Source organism: Acinetobacter sp. 70_2, from assembly GCF_056736115.1.
Genome location: NZ_JBWZIP010000002.1, coordinates 1 through 22,641, shown reverse-complemented (window position 1 = coordinate 22,641; position 22,641 = coordinate 1). Strand labels below are relative to the sequence as shown.

General features: G+C 40.0%; 24 protein-coding genes and 1 rRNA gene. 19 read left to right on the top strand and 6 right to left on the bottom strand.

Features of this window, described 5'->3' with window-relative positions; all coding sequences use genetic code 11:
* Positions 1-9: 9 nt before the first annotated feature.
* The gene (locus tag AC1PJ9_RS01105) at positions 10-1,035 is read right to left on the bottom strand and encodes a ferredoxin reductase (protein WP_311069978.1); all 1,026 of its coding nucleotides are present in this window, start codon (positions 1,033-1,035) and stop codon (positions 10-12) included.
* Positions 1,036-1,211: 176 nt separating this feature from the next.
* Between AC1PJ9_RS01105 and AC1PJ9_RS01100 the strand changes: the two genes are divergently transcribed.
* Both AC1PJ9_RS01100 and AC1PJ9_RS01095 read left to right on the top strand, forming a co-directional pair.
* Positions 1,212-1,850, top strand: a complete 639-nt coding sequence (locus AC1PJ9_RS01100; RefSeq protein ID WP_000027529.1) for a TetR family transcriptional regulator — start codon at positions 1,212-1,214, stop codon at positions 1,848-1,850.
* A gap of 136 nt (positions 1,851-1,986) precedes the next feature.
* A complete protein-coding gene (locus AC1PJ9_RS01095; protein WP_311069977.1) occupies positions 1,987-2,634 on the top strand; it encodes a TetR/AcrR family transcriptional regulator in 648 nt (215 codons plus the stop codon).
* Positions 2,635-2,715: 81 nt separating this feature from the next.
* Here AC1PJ9_RS01095 and AC1PJ9_RS01090 read toward each other — a convergent pair whose 3' ends face one another.
* The gene (locus AC1PJ9_RS01090) at positions 2,716-3,333 is read right to left on the bottom strand and encodes a thiol:disulfide interchange protein DsbA/DsbL (RefSeq protein WP_263612645.1); all 618 of its coding nucleotides are present in this window, start codon (positions 3,331-3,333) and stop codon (positions 2,716-2,718) included.
* Between the two features lie 179 nt (positions 3,334-3,512).
* On the opposite strand from AC1PJ9_RS01090, the gene ubiG reads away from it, so the two are divergent.
* The 12 genes from ubiG (at position 3,513) to AC1PJ9_RS01030 (ending at position 14,437) form a co-directional block, all read left to right on the top strand.
* A complete protein-coding gene (gene ubiG / locus AC1PJ9_RS01085) occupies positions 3,513-4,226 on the top strand; it encodes a bifunctional 2-polyprenyl-6-hydroxyphenol methylase/3-demethylubiquinol 3-O-methyltransferase UbiG (protein WP_311086678.1) in 714 nt (237 codons plus the stop codon).
* On the top strand, positions 4,223-4,924 hold the full coding sequence (locus tag AC1PJ9_RS01080) for an HAD family hydrolase (RefSeq protein WP_311086677.1): 702 nt from the start codon (positions 4,223-4,225) through the stop codon (positions 4,922-4,924). The genes ubiG and AC1PJ9_RS01080 overlap by 4 nt, the downstream gene beginning before the upstream one ends.
* Positions 4,925-4,989: 65 nt before the next feature.
* Entirely contained in the window at positions 4,990-5,736 is a 747-nt protein-coding gene (locus AC1PJ9_RS01075) for a YciK family oxidoreductase (protein ID WP_263612642.1), read from the top strand.
* Between the two features lie 216 nt (positions 5,737-5,952).
* Positions 5,953-6,363, top strand: coding sequence for an RcnB family protein (locus AC1PJ9_RS01070; RefSeq protein WP_263612641.1), 411 nt, complete (start codon positions 5,953-5,955; stop codon positions 6,361-6,363).
* A gap of 221 nt (positions 6,364-6,584) precedes the next feature.
* Positions 6,585-6,914 (top strand): RcnB family protein, encoded by a 330-nt coding sequence (locus AC1PJ9_RS01065; RefSeq protein ID WP_311086676.1) that lies wholly within the window; start codon positions 6,585-6,587, stop codon positions 6,912-6,914.
* Positions 6,915-7,034: 120 nt separating this feature from the next.
* A complete protein-coding gene (argA, locus tag AC1PJ9_RS01060) occupies positions 7,035-8,390 on the top strand; it encodes an amino-acid N-acetyltransferase (RefSeq protein ID WP_311086675.1) in 1,356 nt (451 codons plus the stop codon).
* Between the two features lie 333 nt (positions 8,391-8,723).
* A complete protein-coding gene (locus tag AC1PJ9_RS01055) occupies positions 8,724-9,692 on the top strand; it encodes a sulfonate ABC transporter substrate-binding protein (RefSeq protein WP_022574307.1) in 969 nt (322 codons plus the stop codon).
* Between the two features lie 70 nt (positions 9,693-9,762).
* Positions 9,763-10,746: a sulfonate ABC transporter substrate-binding protein gene (locus AC1PJ9_RS01050; protein ID WP_311086674.1), complete on the top strand. Its 984-nt coding sequence runs from the start codon at positions 9,763-9,765 to the stop codon at positions 10,744-10,746.
* 26 nt (positions 10,747-10,772) lie between these two features.
* The gene (ssuD, locus tag AC1PJ9_RS01045; protein ID WP_311086673.1) at positions 10,773-11,948 is read left to right on the top strand and encodes an FMNH2-dependent alkanesulfonate monooxygenase; all 1,176 of its coding nucleotides are present in this window, start codon (positions 10,773-10,775) and stop codon (positions 11,946-11,948) included.
* Positions 11,945-12,742, top strand: a complete 798-nt coding sequence (ssuC, locus tag AC1PJ9_RS01040; protein WP_311086672.1) for an aliphatic sulfonate ABC transporter permease SsuC — start codon at positions 11,945-11,947, stop codon at positions 12,740-12,742. The genes ssuD and ssuC overlap by 4 nt, the downstream gene beginning before the upstream one ends.
* 13 nt (positions 12,743-12,755) lie before the next feature.
* Positions 12,756-13,556: an ABC transporter ATP-binding protein gene (locus AC1PJ9_RS01035; protein WP_004706121.1), complete on the top strand. Its 801-nt coding sequence runs from the start codon at positions 12,756-12,758 to the stop codon at positions 13,554-13,556.
* A 260-nt stretch (positions 13,557-13,816) separates the two neighbouring features.
* Positions 13,817-14,437: a TetR/AcrR family transcriptional regulator gene (locus AC1PJ9_RS01030; RefSeq protein ID WP_004706123.1), complete on the top strand. Its 621-nt coding sequence runs from the start codon at positions 13,817-13,819 to the stop codon at positions 14,435-14,437.
* 35 nt (positions 14,438-14,472) lie between these two features.
* Here AC1PJ9_RS01030 and AC1PJ9_RS01025 read toward each other — a convergent pair whose 3' ends face one another.
* On the bottom strand, positions 14,473-15,039 hold the full coding sequence (locus AC1PJ9_RS01025) for a 5'-methylthioadenosine/S-adenosylhomocysteine nucleosidase family protein (RefSeq protein ID WP_311086671.1): 567 nt from the start codon (positions 15,037-15,039) through the stop codon (positions 14,473-14,475).
* Positions 15,040-15,120: 81 nt separating this feature from the next.
* Complete coding sequence (locus tag AC1PJ9_RS01020) at positions 15,121-16,254, bottom strand: TDT family transporter (protein ID WP_311086670.1); 1,134 nt, start codon at positions 16,252-16,254, stop codon at positions 15,121-15,123.
* Positions 16,255-16,462: 208 nt separating this feature from the next.
* Between AC1PJ9_RS01020 and ribF the strand changes: the two genes are divergently transcribed.
* From ribF to AC1PJ9_RS00995, 5 genes are all read left to right on the top strand, one after another.
* Positions 16,463-17,464: a bifunctional riboflavin kinase/FAD synthetase gene (gene ribF / locus AC1PJ9_RS01015; RefSeq protein WP_311086669.1), complete on the top strand. Its 1,002-nt coding sequence runs from the start codon at positions 16,463-16,465 to the stop codon at positions 17,462-17,464.
* Between the two features lie 61 nt (positions 17,465-17,525).
* Entirely contained in the window at positions 17,526-20,363 is a 2,838-nt protein-coding gene (ileS, locus tag AC1PJ9_RS01010; RefSeq protein ID WP_311086668.1) for an isoleucine--tRNA ligase, read from the top strand.
* Positions 20,356-20,886, top strand: coding sequence for a signal peptidase II (gene lspA / locus AC1PJ9_RS01005; RefSeq protein ID WP_001133879.1), 531 nt, complete (start codon positions 20,356-20,358; stop codon positions 20,884-20,886). Before ileS ends, lspA begins: the two co-directional genes overlap by 8 nt.
* A gap of 1 nt (position 20,887) precedes the next feature.
* Entirely contained in the window at positions 20,888-21,370 is a 483-nt protein-coding gene (locus tag AC1PJ9_RS01000; protein ID WP_311086667.1) for an FKBP-type peptidyl-prolyl cis-trans isomerase, read from the top strand.
* Between the two features lie 132 nt (positions 21,371-21,502).
* On the top strand, positions 21,503-22,045 hold the full coding sequence (locus AC1PJ9_RS00995; RefSeq protein ID WP_311069970.1) for an NADPH-dependent FMN reductase: 543 nt from the start codon (positions 21,503-21,505) through the stop codon (positions 22,043-22,045).
* Positions 22,046-22,091: 46 nt separating this feature from the next.
* Here the strand turns inward: AC1PJ9_RS00995 and AC1PJ9_RS00990 are convergent, their stop codons facing one another.
* Both AC1PJ9_RS00990 and rrf read right to left on the bottom strand, forming a co-directional pair.
* The gene (locus AC1PJ9_RS00990; protein WP_311086666.1) at positions 22,092-22,403 is read right to left on the bottom strand and encodes an ankyrin repeat domain-containing protein; all 312 of its coding nucleotides are present in this window, start codon (positions 22,401-22,403) and stop codon (positions 22,092-22,094) included.
* Positions 22,404-22,554: 151 nt separating this feature from the next.
* Positions 22,555-22,641: ribosomal RNA gene (gene rrf, locus AC1PJ9_RS00985) — 5S ribosomal RNA — on the bottom strand; the annotation flags it as partial.

Sequence of the window (22,641 nt, the reverse complement as noted above, 5' to 3'; positions counted from 1 at the left end):
TAATTCTTTTTATAGATCAATCGTGACTGGGCTTAATGCCTGGCTCACGCATAGTTTAATTGGACGGTTCGGTTGATCTTCAATTTCACCTGTTAACAGATTTTGAGTCACTCCGCTTACTTTGGTACAACTGCATTTATTGCAGACACCCATACGGCAACCATGTTGCGGACGTAGTCCTGCTTGCTCTGCACTGCTCAGTAAATTTGTTTCAGCTAAAAACTCGTGTTGGGCACGGCGGAAAATAACAGGCTGTGCTGCATGTGTACCAGTCACTTGAAGTGGTTGGAAATACTCTTGATGAAGCTGAGACTGAGCACCTTTTTGAGCATAAATTTCATTTGCCTGTTGCATCATGCCGTGATGACCACAAACATACGTTGCTGTTTGCTCAAAGTCAGGAACCAGCTTTTGCAGTAAGCTTTCCGTTAAATGCTGCTTTTGCTCAGTAGTATTAAAAAAATGATATTGAAGCTGTGGGTGCTTTTCTGCCAAAGCTTTTAATTCAGCATGAAAAATTTCTGCACGATTAAAATAAATGACATGAATTTGTTCAAGCTGCTGTTTCAAAGCTTGCTGCAAGAGTGAATAAATTGCAGTAATGCCACTTCCTGAAGCAATCAAAATCGCAGGCTGCTGGCCTTGATGCAAAGTGAAATCACCTTGTGGCTGTGAAATTTCAACACACTCACCGACATGTAATAGTTGAGCTGCACGAGACACCAAGCCTTGTACTTTAATACCTAAAGCGATTTCACCTTGAGTGGTTACTTCAATAATCGAGTAACTACGCTGTTGGTAAACACCATCGATAAGTAAAGTCAGTAAAATACTTTGACCTGCACGAGCCTGATCAAAATTAAAATTACGATTCGGTTTAAGCTTGATGAGCACCATATCGGTATGAAGTGGCTGAACTACGGTAACTTCTGCAAGTACCCTTTTCCAAGCCCAAGACACGTTAATTTTTTGCAAAATAAAATCAACGAAATCTTCTCGAACCCAATGCGGTTGATAGTTAAGTGTTGCGTTCATACGTTCCTCTTTTGTTTCTGGCTATTTATTTGAGTGAACACATGTTCGTATAGTGAACATATGTACACTATATTTATAAGTGTTCACTCAGTCAACACTTGTTCACTATTTTTTTTTTTATGAAAGTTTGCTCTTTTTTGTTAGACTTTGGCTCACGGTTTAAATAGGTTTTTTTAATGTCGATACGGGATGAACGAAAACAGCAAAGTCGTCAGGCACTTCTCGATGCAGCCTTGCATCTGAGTACGTCTGGGCGTTCGTTCAGTAGTATCAGTTTGCGTGAAGTTGCACGTGAAGTAGGTTTGGTACCAACAGCGTTCTATCGTCATTTTCAAGACATGGATGAACTCGGTAAAGAACTGGTTGATCAAGTCGCGCTGCATTTAAAAAGCGTTTTGCATCAACTTGGACAAAGTTATTTACAACATAAATCTGCTAAAACTCAAACCAGCATTGAGCTATTTGTGCAGGCAGTGAACCATAGCCCGAAACAATGGCAATTTATGATTGCTGAACGTTGGGGCGGCTCGGAAACCGTTCGTGCAGCCATTGCCAGAGAAATTGAATTTTTAATTGAAGACTTAACGACAGATCTCACTAAGCTCGAAAATTTTAAACATATTCAAAACCCTCAAGACTTAAATGTCTTATCTACCATTTTGACAAATATGTCATTTACGTGGGCAATGACGTGGCTCAACCTAGCCAAACAATATCAAGGTGAGCAACTCAAACAGCAGCAAACTGCCTTTATTGAAAATGCATCTACACAAGTTCGCTTACTGTTTAGAGGCATTGCCAACTGGGAACGGTAAAACTGGCAAATGACAAAAAACAGGTTATGTGTTAATACGTAAAGAGTGAAAGAAAAAGGCTAAAATTTCGAGAAAAGTCTTTTTCTTTTTACAGGAAGTAAACTATTCGTTAGGCCAAACTGGTGCGGGAATACCTATGAATCTTGATCGTCATACACAATTTTTGATGCGCAAAGAAAAAATTCTAAGCGTTGCTGAAAAATTGTTACTAGAAAACAATCAGGAAATTACTCTAGATGAATTAGTGGCCGAGCTAGATATTGCAAAAGGTACGCTTTATAAGCACTTTAGAAGTAAAAATGAACTTCTGCTTGAACTCATTATTCAAAATGAAAAACAAATTTTAGAAATTTCTCAAAAATATAATACTGATTTCAAAGAGTATGCACCGCGTTACATGCTTCATCATTTACTCACCCCAGGAAAAACCATTTTATTGCATCAACTTGAAGAAAATCTGACGATGACAGAGTCTAAGTTGAAGCACCTTTTTGAAGAGCTGTATGAAATCCGTCAGCAACGTATTCTAGCGATTAAAGATATTACCGAAAGTTATTTAAAATCATTAAATTATGATATGTCGATTCGTGACTATTTATCTTATATCTGGTCACTGACTTACGGCGCATCACTACTTTTAAATTCGACTTACTATCAGCGTTCGATTGGTTCTCGCCAAAAATTAATTAATTTATATATTAATCAGGCATTGTCACTACCTACTCAAACCACCAATTTTGATGCGCTAAATTTCCAGATTGAAGAAGAAGGTCATCAAAATTAATTGAATTATTTCGTGATTGTGAAAGTAATTAAATATTAAAAAAGGGCTTCTAATGAAGCCCTTTTTCTAACGCAATCAAAATTATTTTGCTTTACGTTCTTTCTCAATTAAGTAGTTAAGTACTTGAGTAACTTTACCATCTTCACCCTGTACAACATATTTACCATTAACGACAACTGCTGGAACACCTGTTAATTGGTACTGTTGAGCAAGTTTATTTGACTCGGCAACTTTTGCAGTTACAGCAAATGAGTTGTAAGTGCTATTAAATTTTTGTTCAGGCACACCGTAACGAGTAAAGAACTTAGCCGCAGAAGCTTGGTCAAAAATCTGCTGACCATTTACCTGAATCGCATGGAATAGTGGTAAATGCGTGCGCTTACGTACACCTAATGCCTCAGATGTATAATAAGTACGTGCCCCTTGTTCCCATACTTTGTTCATAGCAGCTGGTGTACGTACGAAACGTATATCACTCGGCGCCTGTTTTAACCACGCTTGCATATGTGGTTCAAGTTTAAAACAGTGCGGACAGCCATACCAAAAGAACTCACGTACTTCGATTTTCCCCGGTACTTCCACTTTGCCTGGATTGGCAATCACGGTGTAGTCTTTACCAGCAACGAAATCTGCTGCCATTGCACTACCCGATACGGCCATAATTGCTGCACTCAAACCACCCAAAACCAATTTTTTCATTGCTACAGCTTTTCCTCTAAGTTGTTATGCATTAGCTTATGCCCTAAATATAAAACAAATATGCTAAATTCGTTTTGCTTCTGTGAAGTTTTTTATTGGGTTTATCGCTTTTTTCCCAATAATCGCTACACTAACGGCGAACTACATCAAAAAGATAACCCAAGTTTAGAGGTGACACCATGTCGCAATTGAATGTTGATTTACAAGAAATCGCAAAATTTGAAGCACTTGCTGCCAAATGGTGGGATCAACATTCTGAATTTCGCCCACTCCATCAAATCAACCCATTACGTTTAAATTGGATTGACGAACGTGTTGGTGGTCTTGCCGGTAAAAAGGTTCTTGATGTCGGCTGTGGTGGCGGTATTTTAGCTGAAAGCATGGCACGTCGTGGAGCGGATGTACTGGGCATTGATATGGGTGAAGCGCCTTTAGCCGTAGGCCGTTTGCATGCTCAACAAGAAAATGTTCAAAATATTGAATATCGTCAAATTCCAGTTGAAGAGTTGGCGCAAGAACAAGCTGGTCAATACGATGTGGTCACTTGCATGGAAATGATGGAACACGTTCCAGACCCAGCATCTATTGTTAAAGCATGTCAGGCTTTGGTTAAACCGGGCGGTCATGTGTTCTTCTCGACCATTAACCGTAATCCAAAATCTTATTTGTTCGCTATTATTGGTGCTGAATACGTGCTACGCATGCTTCCAAAAGGTACACATGATTATCACAAGTTCATTCGCCCTTCAGAAATGGCACATGACATTCGTAATGCAGGCCTAACGTTAAAAGAAATGACGGGCTTACACTACAACCCTATTACGAAACGTTATTGGTTAGCACCAAATGTTGATGTTAACTATATGGTTCATACAGTAAAGACAGGTGCATGATGAAAGCTGTTTTATTTGATTTAGACGGCACGCTCATCGACACGGCTGCCGACTTTATCCGTATTATTCAACAAATGTGCAGAGATGAAAGACGTCCTGTGGTAGAAGCAGACCTCATCCGCACTCAGGTGTCTGAAGGTGCACGTGCGATGGTCAAACTGGTCTATCCAGAACTGGATGTGACCAATCCAATTTTCTTGGCGCATCGCCAGAACTTTTTAGATATTTATGGCAATAATATTGTCGTCGACACAGACCTGTTTGAAGGGATGTATCCGCTTTTAGAAGAGTTAGAAGCTCAGCAAATTCCGTGGGGTATTGTGACCAATAAACCACGCGGTTTAAGTGAGTCATTATTAGAGAAATTAAACCTGACTGAGCGCTGTGCAGTGTTGGTATGTCCAGAAGATGTTTCTAAAACTAAGCCAGACCCGGAACCGATGTATTTGGCTGCAAAACAGTTAAATATTCCAGCAGATGAAATTATTTATGTAGGTGACCACCCTCGTGATATTGATGCTGGTCGCAATGCAAATATGTATACCATCTTGGCAGCATACGGTTATTTACCTATTGAACATCGTGATGATCTAGCTGCTTGGCAAGCTGATTCGATTGTAAATACGGTGACAGAATTACACGAGATGTTACGTCAAAAGCTTCCTGCTCTACAGGAAAATCAGCGTATGATAGGTTAACACAAGAGTTTTACAGGCTTTTTTAACGGTTATTTATATCAATATAAAAAGAAGGAGGTTTACCAATGAAATATTCAGAATATCAACCTCGTCCAGATCTACTCAAAGATCGAATTATTTTAATCACCGGTGCAGGTGATGGAATTGGGCGAGCTGCGGCCCTCAGTTATGCTTTACACGGTGCAACTGTGGTTTTGCATGGTAGAACCTTAAATAAACTTGAAGTAATTTATGACGAAATTGAAGGTTTAGGCGCCCCTCAACCTGCAATTTTACCACTCCAGCTTTCGAGTGCTTCTGATCGTGATTATGACTTTTTAGTGAGTACACTTGAAAAGCAATTTGGACGTCTAGATGGTATTTTGCACAATGCCGGTATTTTAGGTGACCGAGTAGAACTCGCCCATTATCCAGCAGAGGTATGGGATGATGTGATGTCAGTAAATTTACGTGCGCCTTTTGCCCTGACTCAAGCACTACTTCCGCTTTTGCAAAAATCAGATAACGCTTCTGTTGTATTTACCAGCTCTGGCGTAGGTCGCGAAGCACGTGCACTCTGGGGCGCATATTCAGTGTCTAAAGTCGCGATTGAAGCGGTGAGCAAGATTTTTGCAGCCGAGCATACTTATCCAAATATTCGCTTTAACTGCATTAATCCAGGTGCAACACGTACAGCAATGCGTGCAAAAGCTTATCCTGAAGAAGATCCGAAAACATTACCAACGCCAGAGTCAATCATGCCGGCTTATCTTTATTTAATGGGTGAAGATAGCCTATCGCTCAATGGTCAAAGTATTGATGCACAGGATTAAATAACTATAGATGAAAAGCTAAAATAAATTACGGCCGATCATCACATCTGGCTTGGCTATACCTGAAAAGATATATACAAGCCTTTTTTATTATTGATAAAACACTGGATTTATCCGTAATTTTAATTGAAGCATTAAATGATCTTCACAGTTTCTCTGCATTTTGCGCGTACAGTATTCAACATGAGAGACATCAGATGTAAACGAGGATGCATCATGAAAAAGTTGTTCACCATCTTAGCCCTTAGCATCACTGTACTGACCACCAGTATGGCAAGCTTTGCTGATCCTCCATTTGACCGAGGACATGGCCAGAAAGGGCCTAAAGGTGGGCCTCGTGGTGAATGGAATGATCGTGGGCACAAATATGACCGTGACGATGATGAAGATCGTTTTCGCGATGAGCGCCGTATGCGTGAAGAACGCGGTTTTGAGCGTCTAAAACAACATCGCTGGCAGCCAGGTTATGTCATGCCACAGCATTATCGCGGCAATGGCTATAAGGTCGACTATAGAGACAGTAACTTGCCTAAACCAGACCGTAACCAGCAATGGTACAAAATTAACAATGACTATATTTTAGTCGACACAGACTCTAACAGTATTGTTAGCATTCGTGGCTTATAAAACTGATAGCTCCTCACTATCAGTTAATAAAAAGGATAAAGCCAATGGGCTTTATCCTTTTTTATTTTTATATCAATAAGATATTAAAAACTTATATATTCTAAATTTCTTCTTATTTGATAGATATTTTTCACATTTATTGTTCTTAGCCTTCACGATTTATCTGTAATTTTTCACTAACCTTCAATTATCGAAATTTAATTGATCATTCGAGGTTCATGATGAAAAAACTAACAACAGCAATTGTTCTTTCAATGAGTGGTTTAATCGCAACAACAGCAATGGCTGCACCAAATGATCATGACCATCATGGTAACTACCGAGACCATGATGTCAGACCAGTCAAAGTGATTCACAAAGATGACCATGCGAATATCTGGCGAGAAGGCCAAGTTGTGCCGCATCAATATCAACACCCACGTTATGCAATTGACTATCGCTCACACCAGAAATTGACCAAACCTGGGCGTTTTCAAAAATGGTATAAAGTGAATGGAAACTATGTACTGGTAAATGAACAAAGCCATAAAATCATTAAAGTGATTCATTAATTTAATAAAACATCAGACACCCAAATGTAATTTGGGTGTTTTTCTATCTAATACATGCGACTTTAAGCTTTTTTGTTTAGAATCATCTTTATATCTTTTTGCTGTTGATTCGAGATCGGTATGCCAACTAAGTCTTTAGAGAAATCACATAATAACACCCAACATTATGTACATTGGTTCCGACATTCAGCACCTTATATTAATGCCCATCGCGATAAAACTTTTGTTCTAATGTTTGGCGGTGAAGCAGTCCGCGACCCTAATTTCGAGCATATTATCCATGATATTGCTTTATTGCATTCACTCGGTATTCGCTTAATTTTAGTCCATGGCGCACGTCCACAAATTAATCAAAACCTGAAAGATAAAGGTATCGAAACTCCTTTTTATGAAAACAGCCGTATTACCACGCGTGAATCATTAAGCTGTGTCATGAGTGCTGTCGGGTCTATTCGTTTAGAAATCGAAGCACTGTTATCTATGGGATTGGCTAACTCTCCAATGTACGGCGCTCGAATAGATGTTGTATCAGGTAATTTCGTAACTGCTAAACCTTACGGTATTCGTGATGGCATGGATTTTCAGCTTACGGGTGAAGTTCGTTCTATAGATACCGACGCGATTGAGCGTCATCTTGATAACGATAATATTGTTTTACTTGGCCCGACTGGTTACTCAACCACAGGTGAAGTATTTAATTTAAGAGCTGAAGAAGTAGCAACGAAAACTGCAACCTATTTAAAAGCAGATAAATTAATCTTTTTAGGTGAGCAACAAGGTTTGCTCAATGAAGAAGGACAATTATTGCGTGAATTGAGTCCGCATCAACTTGACTACTATATTCAACAATACCAAGCCAGTAGCCCCACCCTAACCCTACATTTACAAGAAGCAAAAAAAGCTTCTCTATCGGGTGTACACCGTGTTCATTTGATTTCATATGCCTATGATGGCGCACTCATTGAAGAACTGTTCACGCGTGATGGTGTGGGTACCATGATTACCGATGCGCATTATGAAGAAGTTCGTATGGCGCATATTCAAGATGTCGGTGGTTTAATGAACCTATTACGTCCGTTAGAAGAAGAAGGTATTTTGGTTTATCGCTCACGTGAACGTCTGGAGCAAGAAATTAGCCAGTTTGCGGTTATTGAACGAGACGGTATGATTTTGGCCTGTGCTGCTCTTTATCCAATTCCAACTGAATTTAATGAAACTCGTTCGGCAGAAATTGCTTGTGTAGCAGTACACCCAAGTTATCGCAAATCCAACCGTGGCAGCCAGATTCTGCAATTCCTTGAGGAAAAGGCCAAACAACAAGGTATTCGTCAATTGTTCGTTTTAACCACCCGTACCGCGCACTGGTTCTTAGAACACGGTTTCCACCAAGTTACTGTGGATGAACTACCAAATGCCCGTCAGGCACTTTATAACTACCAAAGAAATTCTTTAGTCTTTAAAAAACTGCTTCCCTAGGCTTTGCATTTTTTAAGATATTCTTATTTCAGATAAGCTTAGTCCAAAAAGTACAACCATAAATACGATTAATATATGGTTGTACTTTTTTTAAATCTTTAAATTTTCTTCATTTCATATTTTTCACTTTATTTACAAAAACTTAAGCACTATTTTTTAAATATTATTCTATTTAATAAATCATTTTTTTGCATAAGTTTATCGCCGAATGTTTTTAGCTTTTTTTTGCATAAATAAAGACTGAATACTTATTTTTTATGAAATAAAAATCCCTTTAGGGTATCTGCTCATCCAATTATTTTTCTTTTTCTCTTTCGGGGAGCACGAAACCACATGGCACTTTTTAATTCCACTTCATGGGCAAAATATTCAGTCATTGCTGCCAGCCTTGCGGGAGTGATGATGCTAGGTGGTTGTGCCAAAAAAGAGGAACACACCACCACAACTTTAAATATTGGATATCAGAAATATGGCATCCTTCCTATTTTAAAAGCTCGTGGTGACTTGGAAAAAGCACTCAAAGATCAAGGCGTACAAGTGAAATGGGTCGAGTTTCCTGCAGGTCCTCAATTACTTGAAGGACTAAATGTCGGAAGTGTTTCATTGGGTGAAGCAGGTGAAGCACCACCTATTTTTGCTCAAGCAGCCAATCCAAATTTAGTCTATGTTGCAAACCAACCTGCTGCACCAAAAGCAGAAGCGTTATTGGTACAAAAAGACTCTCCTATTCACTCTATTCAAGATTTAAAAGGCAAACGTGTCGCACTGAATAAAGGTTCAAATGTTCACTACCTTTTATTGAAAGTTCTAGAAGCAAATCACTTGAACTTAAGTGATATTCAACCTGTTTATTTACCACCATCAGACGCACGTGCTGCTTTTGAAAAAGGAGCTGTCGATGCGTGGGTAATTTGGGATCCGTTCTTTGCAGCAGCTGAACATCAAATTCAAGCCCGCGTTTTAGCAACAGGTGAAAACTTGGTAAGCAATCATCAGTTTTACTTAGCTGATCGTAAATTTGCAGAAAGTAATCCGAAAGTACTCAACACTGTTGTGCAAACGCTAAATCAGACAACTGAATGGGTAAGCACGCATCAAGATGAAGCGGCTAAGCTACTCGAAAAACCTACTGCACTTGAGTTTGATGTACTCAAAACTTCTATTTCACGTATGGGTTTTGGTGTTCAGCCAATATCTGACAAGGTAGCCCAAGAACAACAATATGTAGCCGATGCCTTTTATGCGCAAAAGCTCATTCCAAACAAGCTCACCATTCAAGATGCCATTTTAAAACTGAAATAAACCCAGCTTGGCACAGTTTAAATAACGATGTAAATGCTGTGCTTTGCCTTAAGGGAACAAGGATATCAATATGCAACATCAATCATTATTTAATAAGGGTCAGTGGGCCCAATTAGTTAAGCGCTTTAGCGCAGTCGCTGTCTTAGGTTTAACGATTGCTGCACCCGCTTGGGCAATAGATCCTACTGTAAAAGAGCTTCGTATTGGTTTTCAAAAAAGCTCGATTAACTTTGCAATTGCCAAACAGCAAAAATTATTTGAACAAGAATTTCCAAATGCAAAAATCACTTGGAATGAGTTCCCTGCCGGCCCACAAATTTTAGAAGCCTTGGCTGTTGGCTCACTCGATGTTGGAGTCACTGGAGACACACCACCAGTCTATGCTCAAGCAGCGGGCAAGCCTTTATATTACATTGCTTATGAAGCAGCTAAGCCATTGGCGTCGGCAATTTTAGTTCCTAAAAACTCACAGCTCACCCAGCTTAAAGACCTTAAAGGCAAGCGTATTGCCTTGCAAAAAGGTTCTAGCTCACATTACCTACTTGTACAGGCCGTACGTAAAGCAGGCTTAAAATGGAGCGACATTACGCCAATTTGGCTTACTCCTGCCGATGCTCGCGCTGCATTCCAAAAAGGTGCTGTTGATGCATGGGCAATATGGGATCCATACTACGCTTCAGCACAACTAGAAGACCAAGCTCGTGTACTTGCATCTGGTAAAGGTCTAAGCCCGAACTATACCTTTTACTTAGCCGCTCCAAATTTTGTTAAGCAATATCCAAAAGCTGTTCCTGAACTCATCAAACAGATCAATCAAGCTGACAAATGGGTTCAAAGCCATCAAGCAGAAACTGCAAGTGTGATTGGCCAAAGTACAGGCCTAAAACCTGCAACCAGCGACTTATTTATTAAACGTCGTCCACGTCCATCAGCAGCAGCTCCGCTGAACAGCAAAGTGATTGCTGAGCAGCAGCAACTTGCAGACATCTTTACTCAACAAGGCATCATTCCAAAACCAATCAGCATTAAACAAGCTGTTTGGGGTGCCAAGTAATTTCAATAGACATATAGGTAATGCACATGAAAATTTTCTGGTTTATTCCTACCCACGGTGATAGTCGCTATTTAGGTACAAGTAAAGGCGCTCGTCAGGTTGACCATGCCTATATGAAGCAAATTGCTGTAGCGGTAGATAACTTGGGTTACGAAGGTGTACTTATTCCAACGGGCCGTTCATGTGAAGACCCATGGATTACGGCGGCTAGCCTTATTGATGCAACTCAGCACCTTAAGTTTTTAGTTGCGTTACGTCCGGGGGTAACCACACCAGCTTTAGCTGCACGTATGGCTGCAACATTTGACCGCCTATCGAATGGTCGTGTGTTACTCAACTTGGTGACAGGTGGCGATGAAACAGAACTACGCGGTGACGGTTTATATGAAGATCACTCAACGCGTTACCAAACTGCCAATGAATACGTAAAAATCTGGCGTGAAATTTTGACGCGTTCACATACAGGTGAAGCTTTTACATTCCACGGTGAACGTTTACAAGTAGATGATGCAAAACTACTTTACCCACCTGTCCAAAAGCCTTACCCACCACTTTGGTTTGGCGGTTCTTCAGACGTCGCTGTAGACCTTGCAGCTGAGCAAGTAGACACTTACCTCACTTGGGGTGAACCACCAGCAGCCGTGAAAGAAAAGATCGAGCATGTTCGTGAAAAAGCAGAGGCTAAAGGCCGTAAATTAACTTATGGCATTCGCTTGCATGTCATTGTTCGCGAAACCAACGAACAAGCATGGGCAGCAGCTAACGAGCTTATTCAGTATCTGGACGATGCAACTATTGCTGCAGCACAGGAAAAATTTGCTCAAATGGACTCCGTAGGCCAACAACGTATGGCCGCGCTACATGGTGGCAACCGAGATAAGTTAGAAGTCTCTCCAAACCTTTGGGCAGGTATTGGTTTAGTGCGTGGTGGTGCAGGTACAGCACTTGTAGGTGACCCAGAAACAGTTGCTGCTCGTATTCAGGAGTATGCAGACCTTGGCATTGATACCTTCATTTTCTCAGGCTATCCACACCTTGAAGAATCAATTCGCTTTGCAGAGTTAGTATTCCCATTATTACCAATTGAGACCCGAGCTAAACTTGCTCAGCCAAACTTAACTGGTCCATTCGGTGAGATTATTGCCAACAACTATGTTCCAGACGAGAAGAAGCAAAATAGTTCCGTCAAGGAGCCTGCATGAGTAAAGATACAACTATTGTTTCACGTGGAACAAAACAAATCGGGCAGCGTTTGCTGCCTTGGATTTTCCCAATTGTTCTATTGGTTATCTGGCAAATTGCCTCAAGTTCGGGTCTTTTAGAAAACCGTATTTTGCCAGCCCCGACTGCTGTCGTTTCCGCTTTCTGGCATCTTCTCGTTAGCGGCGAATTATGGCATCACGTTAAGGTAAGTGCTGGTCGTGCACTGCTTGGGCTTCTAATAGGCGGTGGTTTAGGTTTGCTATTAGGTCTGCTCAATGGGTCTTCGCGCTTCGCCTCTACCCTGCTCGATACGACCTTGCAAATGATTCGTAATATTCCGGCTCTTGCGCTTATTCCGCTTGTGATTTTGTGGTTTGGTATTGATGAAACAGCAAAATTATTCTTAGTTGCAGTAGGTGTTTTCTTCCCTATTTATATCAACACCTACCACGGTATTCGGTCAGTTGACCCTCAATTGATTGAGATGGGTAAAAGCTATGGTCTTTCTCGCTGGCAGCTTTACAAAGAAATTATTCTACCTGGTGCGATGCCTTCTATTTTAGTCGGTTTACGTTTTGCGTTAGGTTTGGTTTGGGTATTACTCATTGTAGCCGAAACTATCTCAGCACAAGCTGGCATTGGTTATATGACCATGAATGCACGAGAGTTTTTGCAAACAGATGTAGTTCTGGTCGGTATTCTTCTTTATGCCCTATTAGGCAAGTTAGCCGATGTTTTAGCACAAATTTTGGAACGCTATTTACTACGTTGGCACGCTGGTTATCAAAAATAAGGGAGCTTAAAATATGACAAATCTGAATTTAAATATTAATCAGAATGACGTAGAGCTCATTCCAGAAAATCATCCAGAGTCACAAGAGCCTGTAGTAGGTGCAGAGATTCTGATTGAACAGCTTTATAAATTTTATGGTGAGGTGAAGGTTCTTGAAGATCTTAACCTGCATATTCAACCGGGCGAATTTTTAGCGATCGTAGGTCGTAGTGGCTGCGGTAAAAGTACCTTATTACGCTTAATTGCCCAACTTGAAAAAGCAAGTTTTGGTGAGATCAAGTTTAAATCTGCCCGACATTTACGTGAAGGAATTACTAACGATGACATTCGGGTTATGTTCCAAGACCCCCGCCTACTTCCTTGGCGAAATATTCTTCAAAACGTTCAACTTGGACTACCAAAATCACAACATGCTTTAGCAGAAGAATTACTGGAAAAAGTGGGCCTCAAAGAAAAATCGGGACAATGGCCTTCACAGCTCTCAGGTGGTCAACGTCAGCGTACAGCCTTAGCCCGTGCGTTATCGCATACTCCACGTATTTTACTGTTAGATGAGCCGTTAGGTGCATTAGACGCGCTCACCCGTCTTGAGATGCAAAGCTTGATTGAACGTTTATGGAAAGAGCAAGGTTTTACTGCCATTTTGGTCACACACGATGTGAGTGAAGCAGTGCAGTTGGCCGACCGTATTATCCTATTAGATAAGGGTCAAATTGCTCAAAGTTTCCAAGTGAATTTGCCACGTCCGCGGAAAAAGAGCATAACTTTTGCCCAGCTTGAACAACAAGTACTCGACGCAGTCTTAGCAACTTAAGGTTAAGATGAGTAATGAGAACCATTCAACTGAAAAATGCCCAATTAACGAGCAATAAAACTGATGATTTATTGCTCTTTTTTAGGGCGAAGATCAAAAAATATTTTTAAGAATAACAATAAACTAGTGAATCTCTCTATTTTTTGCACAATAGTATATCTATTGCTCAAATAACTATCCGTTTTTTCACTAAAAAAGTGAGACACCTGTGCACAAATCAAACGATTTACCTTACAATGGGAACACTATCTTTTTAATTTATGCAGCAAATGGAACAAAAGAAGAGTACTCAAAAGCGCAATCAGCTTCTTGCTGCCGCCCTTGATGTGTTTTCACTATATGGGTTTAGTGGTGCAAGTCTGGATGAAATTGCCCAACTCGCTGACATGCATAAGTCGAATATTTTCTATTACTATGAAAATAAAGAGTCTTTATATGTGGAAGTGCTGACCACAGTTTTACAAAAATGGCTTGCTCCCTTACAAACTTTAGAAGCTGAGTTAGAACCAGCCGAAGCTTTGTCTCACTATTTAATACAAAAAATCGAACTTTCTCGTAGCCAACCAAAGGCTTCGCGATTATTTGCTTTGGAAATTATCCAAGGGGCTCCGCACATTTTGCCTATACTGAAAGGGCCTTTGAAAAAGCTATTTAAGCGCAAAGCTAAAGTCATTCAGACTTGGCAAGAAGAAGGGAAAATTTCTCCAGATATCGATCCTGAGCTGTTAATACTCAATATTTGGGGCCTTACGCAAAACTATGCCGATTTTGCCACTCAAATGGAAATGGTGACTGGTAAAACACTTCGTAACCGCAGTATGTTCCAGCGCTCAATTGAGCATACAGTACATCTCATGCTCTACGGCGTAATCCCTCGTTAAAACAAAAAAAGATCGGCAAATTTGCCGATCTTTTTTTAGAAATGATTTTGATAAAGAGCCAAGAGTTTTTGCGCGCCCAATAATAAATTTTCTTCCCAATCTAAATGAGCGGTATTGTCTGCGCCATCAGTAATATACTTGACTGAAATTAGGCGTACACCTAGCTTGTGACAAACTTTGGCCAAGGCATACCCTTCCATATCTACCACATCACACGCGACTTTCGGCTGACCCGTTTCAAATGAGTCCCCTGTCCCGCAAATGCCTTTTGGTAAATCAGAAAAATGTGATTGAAGATGAATTTCAGCAGGTAAGTGCTCATCTAACGGCGTTACACCGACTTCAAACCCTAATGGTGAAACATCCATATCACGTTGCACAAAAGTTTTTACTTCGACCAAATCATGTCGATTAAAAGATGAACTTCCTGCCGAACCTAAGTTAATTAGAGTTTTACAGCCTGTTTTTTGAATGACTTCAAATGCTTTAAAGGCAGCGTTGATTTTACCGATACCGCTATAATGGACTTCAATACCTGCTTGCTCAAATAAACCTTTAGATTCATTGGGAAGTGCCATAATTAAAGCGATATCTTTGTTCATTCAAAAAGCTCAAATCAAAATTAAATAAATTAGAAAATAAGTATAAATCAGGTGCAAAAGCTTTTTTGCACCTTTTCACTATTACTGCATTTTTTGTTGTAAGGCGATTAAACATGGAGAGAAGAACAGTTGCCCACTATAGGCTCCGGCTAAGGTTTTCTTCATTACAACGCTCCACATTGTCAATAATAAAAGACTCAATGCCACAGCAACGTATTGTAAAAATACAATTTCAACTTGATCTCCTAAATTAAACAGTGCAAGAATAAATACGCCTAATGGAAAGGTTAAGCCCCACCAACCCAAATTGAATGGAATACCTGTCTTTGCGTGACGAAGCGTTGTTAAAATTGCAAGACCAAGCCACCATAACCCGAAGCCTAAAAGCACAAGACTGCCCACAATTCCTAAAGCTTGAAAGACATTCGCAAATTGGTGAAATCCTACGTTTGGCGCCACTCTTTTTGCCTGTTCACCTAGCAACAATAGACCTAACGCACCTGTTCCAATTGGACCTAAAGATAACCAGCTAGAAATTGCGACTTCTTTTTCCGGTAACTGATGCAAAGCCATACGCAGCATTAAAATGGTCAAAATAGCGAATGCAGGTAAAACAGAAATTCCCCAAAGTACGTAGCCCTCCATTAATAAATGAAAGCTATGCAAATCTGCTGGTAAGTGTGCAACCAACATGCCCGCAGAGCTTGCTGCTACTTCACAAGCAACGACAGGTAAAAGCCAGATTGCAGTCATGGTATGTAGCTGATGGTTCTGACGGCTAAACATGCAAAACGGCACAATCCAAGCAATTGCTAACGCTAAAAAGACATCGACGTACCATAAAGCTTGAGCAATATGGATTGCTACTTCACCATAAAGCCCGACACCGAAGCTTAAAAAGCCATTTAATATGGTTGCGAGCCCCATCGGTATAGCGCCTAAAAACAAGCTCATATTTGGATGATTAAATACTTGCTTCGCTTCATGAGGGAAAAGAAACCACCGCAATAAATAAAGACCGGAAAAAACACTAAATAGAACAATATTAAATTGCCATAACAAAGTTGCTAGTGTGAATAAAAATGATTTGGCAAATGGAAGCTGAATTAAAATCATACTCACCACACCAGTACCCATAGTTGCTGTAAACCAATTTGGGGTAAAATGCCGTATAACATCTTTACTTTGATTTAATTGGTAAAAGGGTCTTTTCATCTTGAATCTCTAGTCAAAGAGTGGATGAAGCTATAGTAGGATAAATTAATAATAAGAAAAATTGATTTATTTTTATTTAATTCATCAATTTTTTAGATATAAAAGATATTCATATTGAAAAATACCTGAGTAAAAACACAACAACAAGACGAATCTGTGAGATTATGGCAATATATAGCCCTTGCAAAAATAGCCATATTTTAAGTTCATGAAACTGCTTCGTCTTAATGCGTTATCGCCCAATTTCCAGTTGCCGCAAACAGCGGTAACTATTGGTAATTTTGATGGTGTCCATTTAGGTCACCAAGCGATGATTGCTCAACTCAAAAAAATTGCTGCAGCACAAGGCTTAAAAACATTGGTCATGATTTTTGAGCCCCAACCGCTTGAGTTCTTTAAAGGCTACGATGCTCCACCTCGTATTAATTCATTACGGGAAAAAGTTGAATATCTAGCTGAACTTGGGGTGGATTACATTGCGGTTGCCAAATTTGACCAGCATTTCCGTAGCATGAGCGCATCAGAATTCGCAGATTTATTAAAAGACAAATTAAATGCGCAGGCTTTGGTTTTAGGAGATGACTTTCATTTCGGCAAAGACCGTCAAGGCAACAGCGAATTTTTAAGAAATTACGGCTTTCAAGTCACAAATTTACATACGATTGAACTCGAAGGTGAACGCGTCAGTTCAACTCGTATTCGCCAAGTGCTTCAGGTAGGAAATCTTGCCTTAGCTGCTAAATTATTAGGCCGTCCATACAGTATTACTGGACGAGTTCAATATGGCGACCAAATTGGACGAACTTTAGATTTTCCAACGATTAATGTCCGTCTCAACCGCCATAAGCCTTGTTTAAATGGTATTTATGGCGTTGAAGTCATTTGCGAAACAATTTCGCTAACTCAAAAAGTGCTTCAGGACTCGCCTGAAAAACCGGGAATTGCCGGATATCATGAAAATAGCCTTTATGGTGCAGGTCATGTCGGTACTCGCCCAGCCATTCAGCAAGAGCATCCAGAGTGGAGATTAGAAGTACATTTCCCTGATGTTTCTGCTAATCTGTATGGCTTATTTATGCGGGTGACTTTTCTTCACTATCTTCATGGTGAATTGAACTACCCTTCGCTTGAGGCACTTAAGGCAGGAATTGATAATGACGTGCAACAATTACGACAATATCGTAAAGACACGACACAATTTCCTTTTTAATTCGAATTTTGATTGTAAAACATGTCGGCTCCCAAGCTGATTAAACTGGAAGACAACTTGCATGAGCGATAAGCAAACTACTGAAAATGCAGTGGACTACAAAGCCACGCTAAACCTGCCGGATACTGAATTTGCAATGAAAGCAAATTTGGCAGTACGTGAAGTGAAATGGTTAGAAGAGTGGTATACCGACAACATTTATCAGCAGATTCGTGCATCGCGTATTGGCAAGAAAAAATATATTTTGCATGATGGTCCTCCATATGCGAACGGTACAATTCACTTGGGCCATGCGGTTAACAAAGTACTCAAAGACGTCATCGTAAAAAGCCGTACTTTGGCAGGTTTCGATGCGCCCTATGTTCCGGGTTGGGACTGTCATGGCTTGCCAATCGAACTAAAAGTTGAAGAAAAAGTAGGTAAAGTAGGCGAAAAAGTTGACGCAGCGACTTTCCGTAAACTCTGCCGTGAATATGCGCTAAAACAAATTGATTTACAGCGTGCTGACTTTAAACGTCTTGGTGTTTTAGGTGATTGGGATAATCCTTACCTCACCATGAACTACAATCAAGAAGCCGATATCGTTCGTGCTTTAGGTTTAATCCAAAAAAATGGTCATATCCAGCCGGGCTTAAAGCCAGTGAACTGGTGTATGGACTGTGGTTCAGCTCTTGCTGAAGCTGAAGTTGAATACGAAGATAAAAAATCTGACGCAATTGACGTTGGTTTTGGCGTTGTAGATTTAAAAGACTTAAGCGCTCGTGTAAATGTAGATGTTCAAGATCCAACTGATATCGTGATCTGGACCACTACACCTTGGACATTGCCAGCGAACCAAGCAGTTGCATTGCATGCCGAAATTGAATATCAATTGGTACAAGTGACTACTGAACGTGGTAAGCAAAACTTTATTCTTGCTAAAGACTTAGTTGCTTCTGCAATTGAGCGTTACAAGCTTGAAAACCCAGTTGTTTTAGCTGACTTTACTGGTTCAGCTCTTGAAAACCTTACTTTACAACACCCTTTACTTACCGATCGCCAAGTTCCGGTTATTTTGGGTGAACACGTTATCGCAACAAGCGGTACAGGTGCTGTACACACTGCGCCTGGCCACGGTGCAGACGACTATAAAGTAGGTATTCAATACAACCTTAAAGTTGAAAACCCAGTGGGTGGTAACGGGGTTTACTTACCAACCGCACCAATCTTTGCTGGTGAGCACATCTATAAAGCCAATCCAAAGATTATTGAAGCTTTAGGTGCTGTAGGCCGCTTATGGGCTCATCAACCGATTAAACACAGCTACCCACACTGCTGGCGCCATAAAACTCCTATTATTTTCCGTGCTACACCACAATGGTTTATCAGCATGGATCAAAAAGGTTTACGTGAAGGTGCGCTTAACGCCATTGAAAATGATATCGAGTTTGTACCGAACTGGGGTAAAAACCGTATTGAATCAATGATTGAAGGCCGTCCAGACTGGTGTATTTCACGTCAACGTACTTGGGGTGTACCAATTCCTTTCTTCGTTCATAAAGATACGAATGAATTGCACCCTCGTACGCCTGAACTCATCGAAGAAGTTGCAAAACTTATCGAAAAAGAAGGTATTGATGCATGGTTTAACCGTGAAGCCAAAGACTTCATTGGTGAAGATGCTGAACAGTACAATGCGGTTCGCGATACGCTTGATGTATGGTTTGACTCTGGTACAACGCATTACGCTGTACTTGAGCAACGTGAAGAATTAGAAAGCCCTGCTGACTTATATTTAGAAGGTTCAGACCAACACCGTGGCTGGTTCCAATCTTCTTTATTAACGTCTATGGCAATTCATAATCGTGCGCCATACAAAGCCTTGTTAACACATGGTTTCACAGTGGATGAAAATGGCCGTAAATTGTCGAAATCTTTAGGCAACTATATTCCGCTTGAAGAAATCATCAAACAACTTGGTGCCGACGGTTTACGTTTATATGTAGCGTCTAGCGACTATCGCTATGAAATTGCAGCATCAAAAGAAATCTTTAGCCGTGTAAGTGATAGCTACCGTCGTATCCGTAATACGCTACGCTTCTTGCTTGCAAACTTAAATGGTTTCAAACCAAGTACAGATGCTTTAGCAGTAGATGATCTTATCGCTCTTGATCAATACATCTTGCAACGTGCAAATGAAGTACAACAAACTATTATCACTGCATATGAAGAAATGAACTTCCATGTCGTGTGTAGTGCGTTAACAAGCTTCTGTATTAATGACTTAGGTGGTTTCTACCTAGATATCATCAAAGACCGTCAATACACCACTAAGGCTGACTCACAAGCACGTCGTTCTGCACAAACAGCGCTTTACCATATCGTACAAGCATTTGTTCGCTGGATGAGTCCTATTCTAAGCTTCACAGCTCAAGAAGCTTGGCCACTTATTCCAGAACAAACTGAAAAGTATGTATTTACAGCTGAATGGTATGACCTACCTGTTTCATCAAAAGCAAACTTGCTTTCTGAAGCAGACTGGCAAACATTGATTAGCGTAAAATCTGCAGTAAATAAACAGATTGAAGCAGCTCGTAACGCTAAACTTGTCGGTAGTAATCTTTCAGCCAAGGTTGAACTTTGGGCAAATGAATCATTACAAACAGTTTTAAACCAACTGGCTGATGAACTCCGTTTTGTTCTTATTACTTCGCAAGTAGTAGTACATCCATTTGCTGAACAAGGTGAAGCAACTGAAATGGAAGGCTTACGTGTACAAGTATCTGCAGCTGAAGGTGAAAAATGTGCACGTTGCTGGCATGTCCTTCCTGATGTAAATACACACGCCGATCATCCTGGTTTATGTGGTCGTTGTATTGTGAACGTCACTGGTCGTGGCGAAGTGAGAAAATATGCCTAATTCACAAGCTAAAAAAGGCTTATTCCAGTTTTATCCGCACAACCTCATTTGGCTTGGACTTTCTGTCCTTGCCATTGTTTTGGATCAATGGACAAAATGGATTGCAAGTACACATCTGAACTATGCAGATCCTGTACCTGTGCTTCCATTTTTAAACTGGACACTATTACATAACTATGGTGCAGCCTTTAGCTTTTTATCTGATGCGGGGGGATGGCAACGCTATTTCTTCACATCTTTGGCAGGCTTAGTTTCAATACTTTTTGTATTTTGGTTGCTGCGTATGCCTAAAAAAATGGTGGTGCTACCTGTAGCTATCGCTTTAATTTTAGGTGGAGCACTCGGTAATCTAATTGACCGTATTACTTTAGGTTATGTGGTCGATTTCATTCATGTTTATTACCAAAATCATCACTTTCCAGCTTTTAATATTGCGGACAGTGCCATTACTCTAGGTACCATTTTGCTACTCATCGATACATTCTTCCTTGAGAAGCAAAGACCTAAAAATTCGGATGCATAATATGACCGAAATTATTCAACCTAATGAAGAAATTCGTATTACTGACGGTTCTAAAGTTGACCTACACTTTTCTGTTGCTCTTGAAAATGGCGTAGAAATTGACAATACACGTAGCCGTGAAGAACCTGTTAGCTTGACTATTGGCGACGGTAACTTGTTACCAGGTTTTGAGAAAGCCTTATTCGGCTTACGTGCAGGTGATCGACGTACTGTACATCTTCCACCAGAAGATGCTTTTGGTCCTTGGAACCCTGAAAATATACAAACTTTTGATACGGTTAAATTCGAACAACGACCTATTCCTGGTCACATGATCGAGTTTGAAGATAAAGCAAAAGCAACTTTATTTGGCGTCGTGAAGTCAGTGAATGATGATATTACTGAAATTGATTTCAACCACCCTTTAGCTGGCAAAAATATTACTTTTGAAGTAGAGATATTCAAAGTAACTCCAACTGGCCAGCAAGGCATTAAGTTAATGTAAAAAAAGCCCTCGATTGAGGGCTTTTTTATTATTTAAGTTTTATGCATGACATAAGAATCCTTACAAATTCTATATTCTCACGTCCTATGTAATGAATTAAGTTATAAAGATAAAAATCCTTAGGAAAAATATATGCTGGTCTATATCATCGTAGGAAGTGTTCGTGAAGGACGCACAGCTATTAAAATTGCCAATTGGTTAGAAACAGCAATTCCATCATTTAATCTAGAAGATTTTCAGACAGAAGTAATTGATTTAAAAGAGTGGAATTTACCATTATTTTCAGGCTCTCACCCACCTGCAACAGGTATTTATGATCAACCTAAACAACAAGAATGGGCAGATAAAATTGCCAAAGCTGATGCATTTATCTTTATTAGCCCCGAGTACAATCATGGTTACAGTCCAGCTTTAAAAAATGCACTCGACTATGTAGGTAAAGAATGGAGTGGTAAACCAGCCGCATTTATTGGCTATGGCTCAACAAATGGCTCTCGTTCTATTAGCCAAATACGCCAAGTCACTTCAAGTTTAAATATTGTTGACCCAAATGCTGTAATAGAAATACGAGATATCTTTAAACGCAATAAAGATGAAAAATTTGAAGCCAATGAATTTGAAGTAAAAGGACTTCAATCAATTGTTGAAAAGCTGCAAAAATATCATTTGTCTTAAATTGAACAAAAAGCCTCTTTTCTAAACAAAAGAGGCCTTTTTAATTTTATAAACTCTTTAAATACTCCACTATATTAGTATTACCTGCCATTTCTGCAAGCTCTAATGCTGTGTATTCACTTTTGTAAGCGACACGCGCACCTTTTTCAATTAAGAGTTGAACTATTTCTAAATGATCATTTTCAGCAGCTGCTTGTAGAGCACTATATCCCTCATCATCTATCTGATTAGGATCCTCTCCCTCTATTAGTAATTCTTTTACTTGATCGATATCACCTAGAGATGCCCAATAAATCAATGCAGGCAAAGATAGCTCTTCATCATCTTCAGGTATTGGAGAGAAAGAATTGATTTTCATGGACGTACCCAAAAATAATAGAGTTCATCATTATATTCATAGAATATAGTAACAATACAAATCTAATTTTGGACCTATCTTTTATTAAAAATTAAAGTCCGCCCATAAAGCAACACCCCCACTCTTTAGAATGGGGGTGTTTGGAATAATGAGCTGGCGATGACTTACTCTCACATGGGTAACCCCACACTACCATCAGCGCTAAGAGGTTTCACTTCTGAGTTCGGGAAGGGATCAG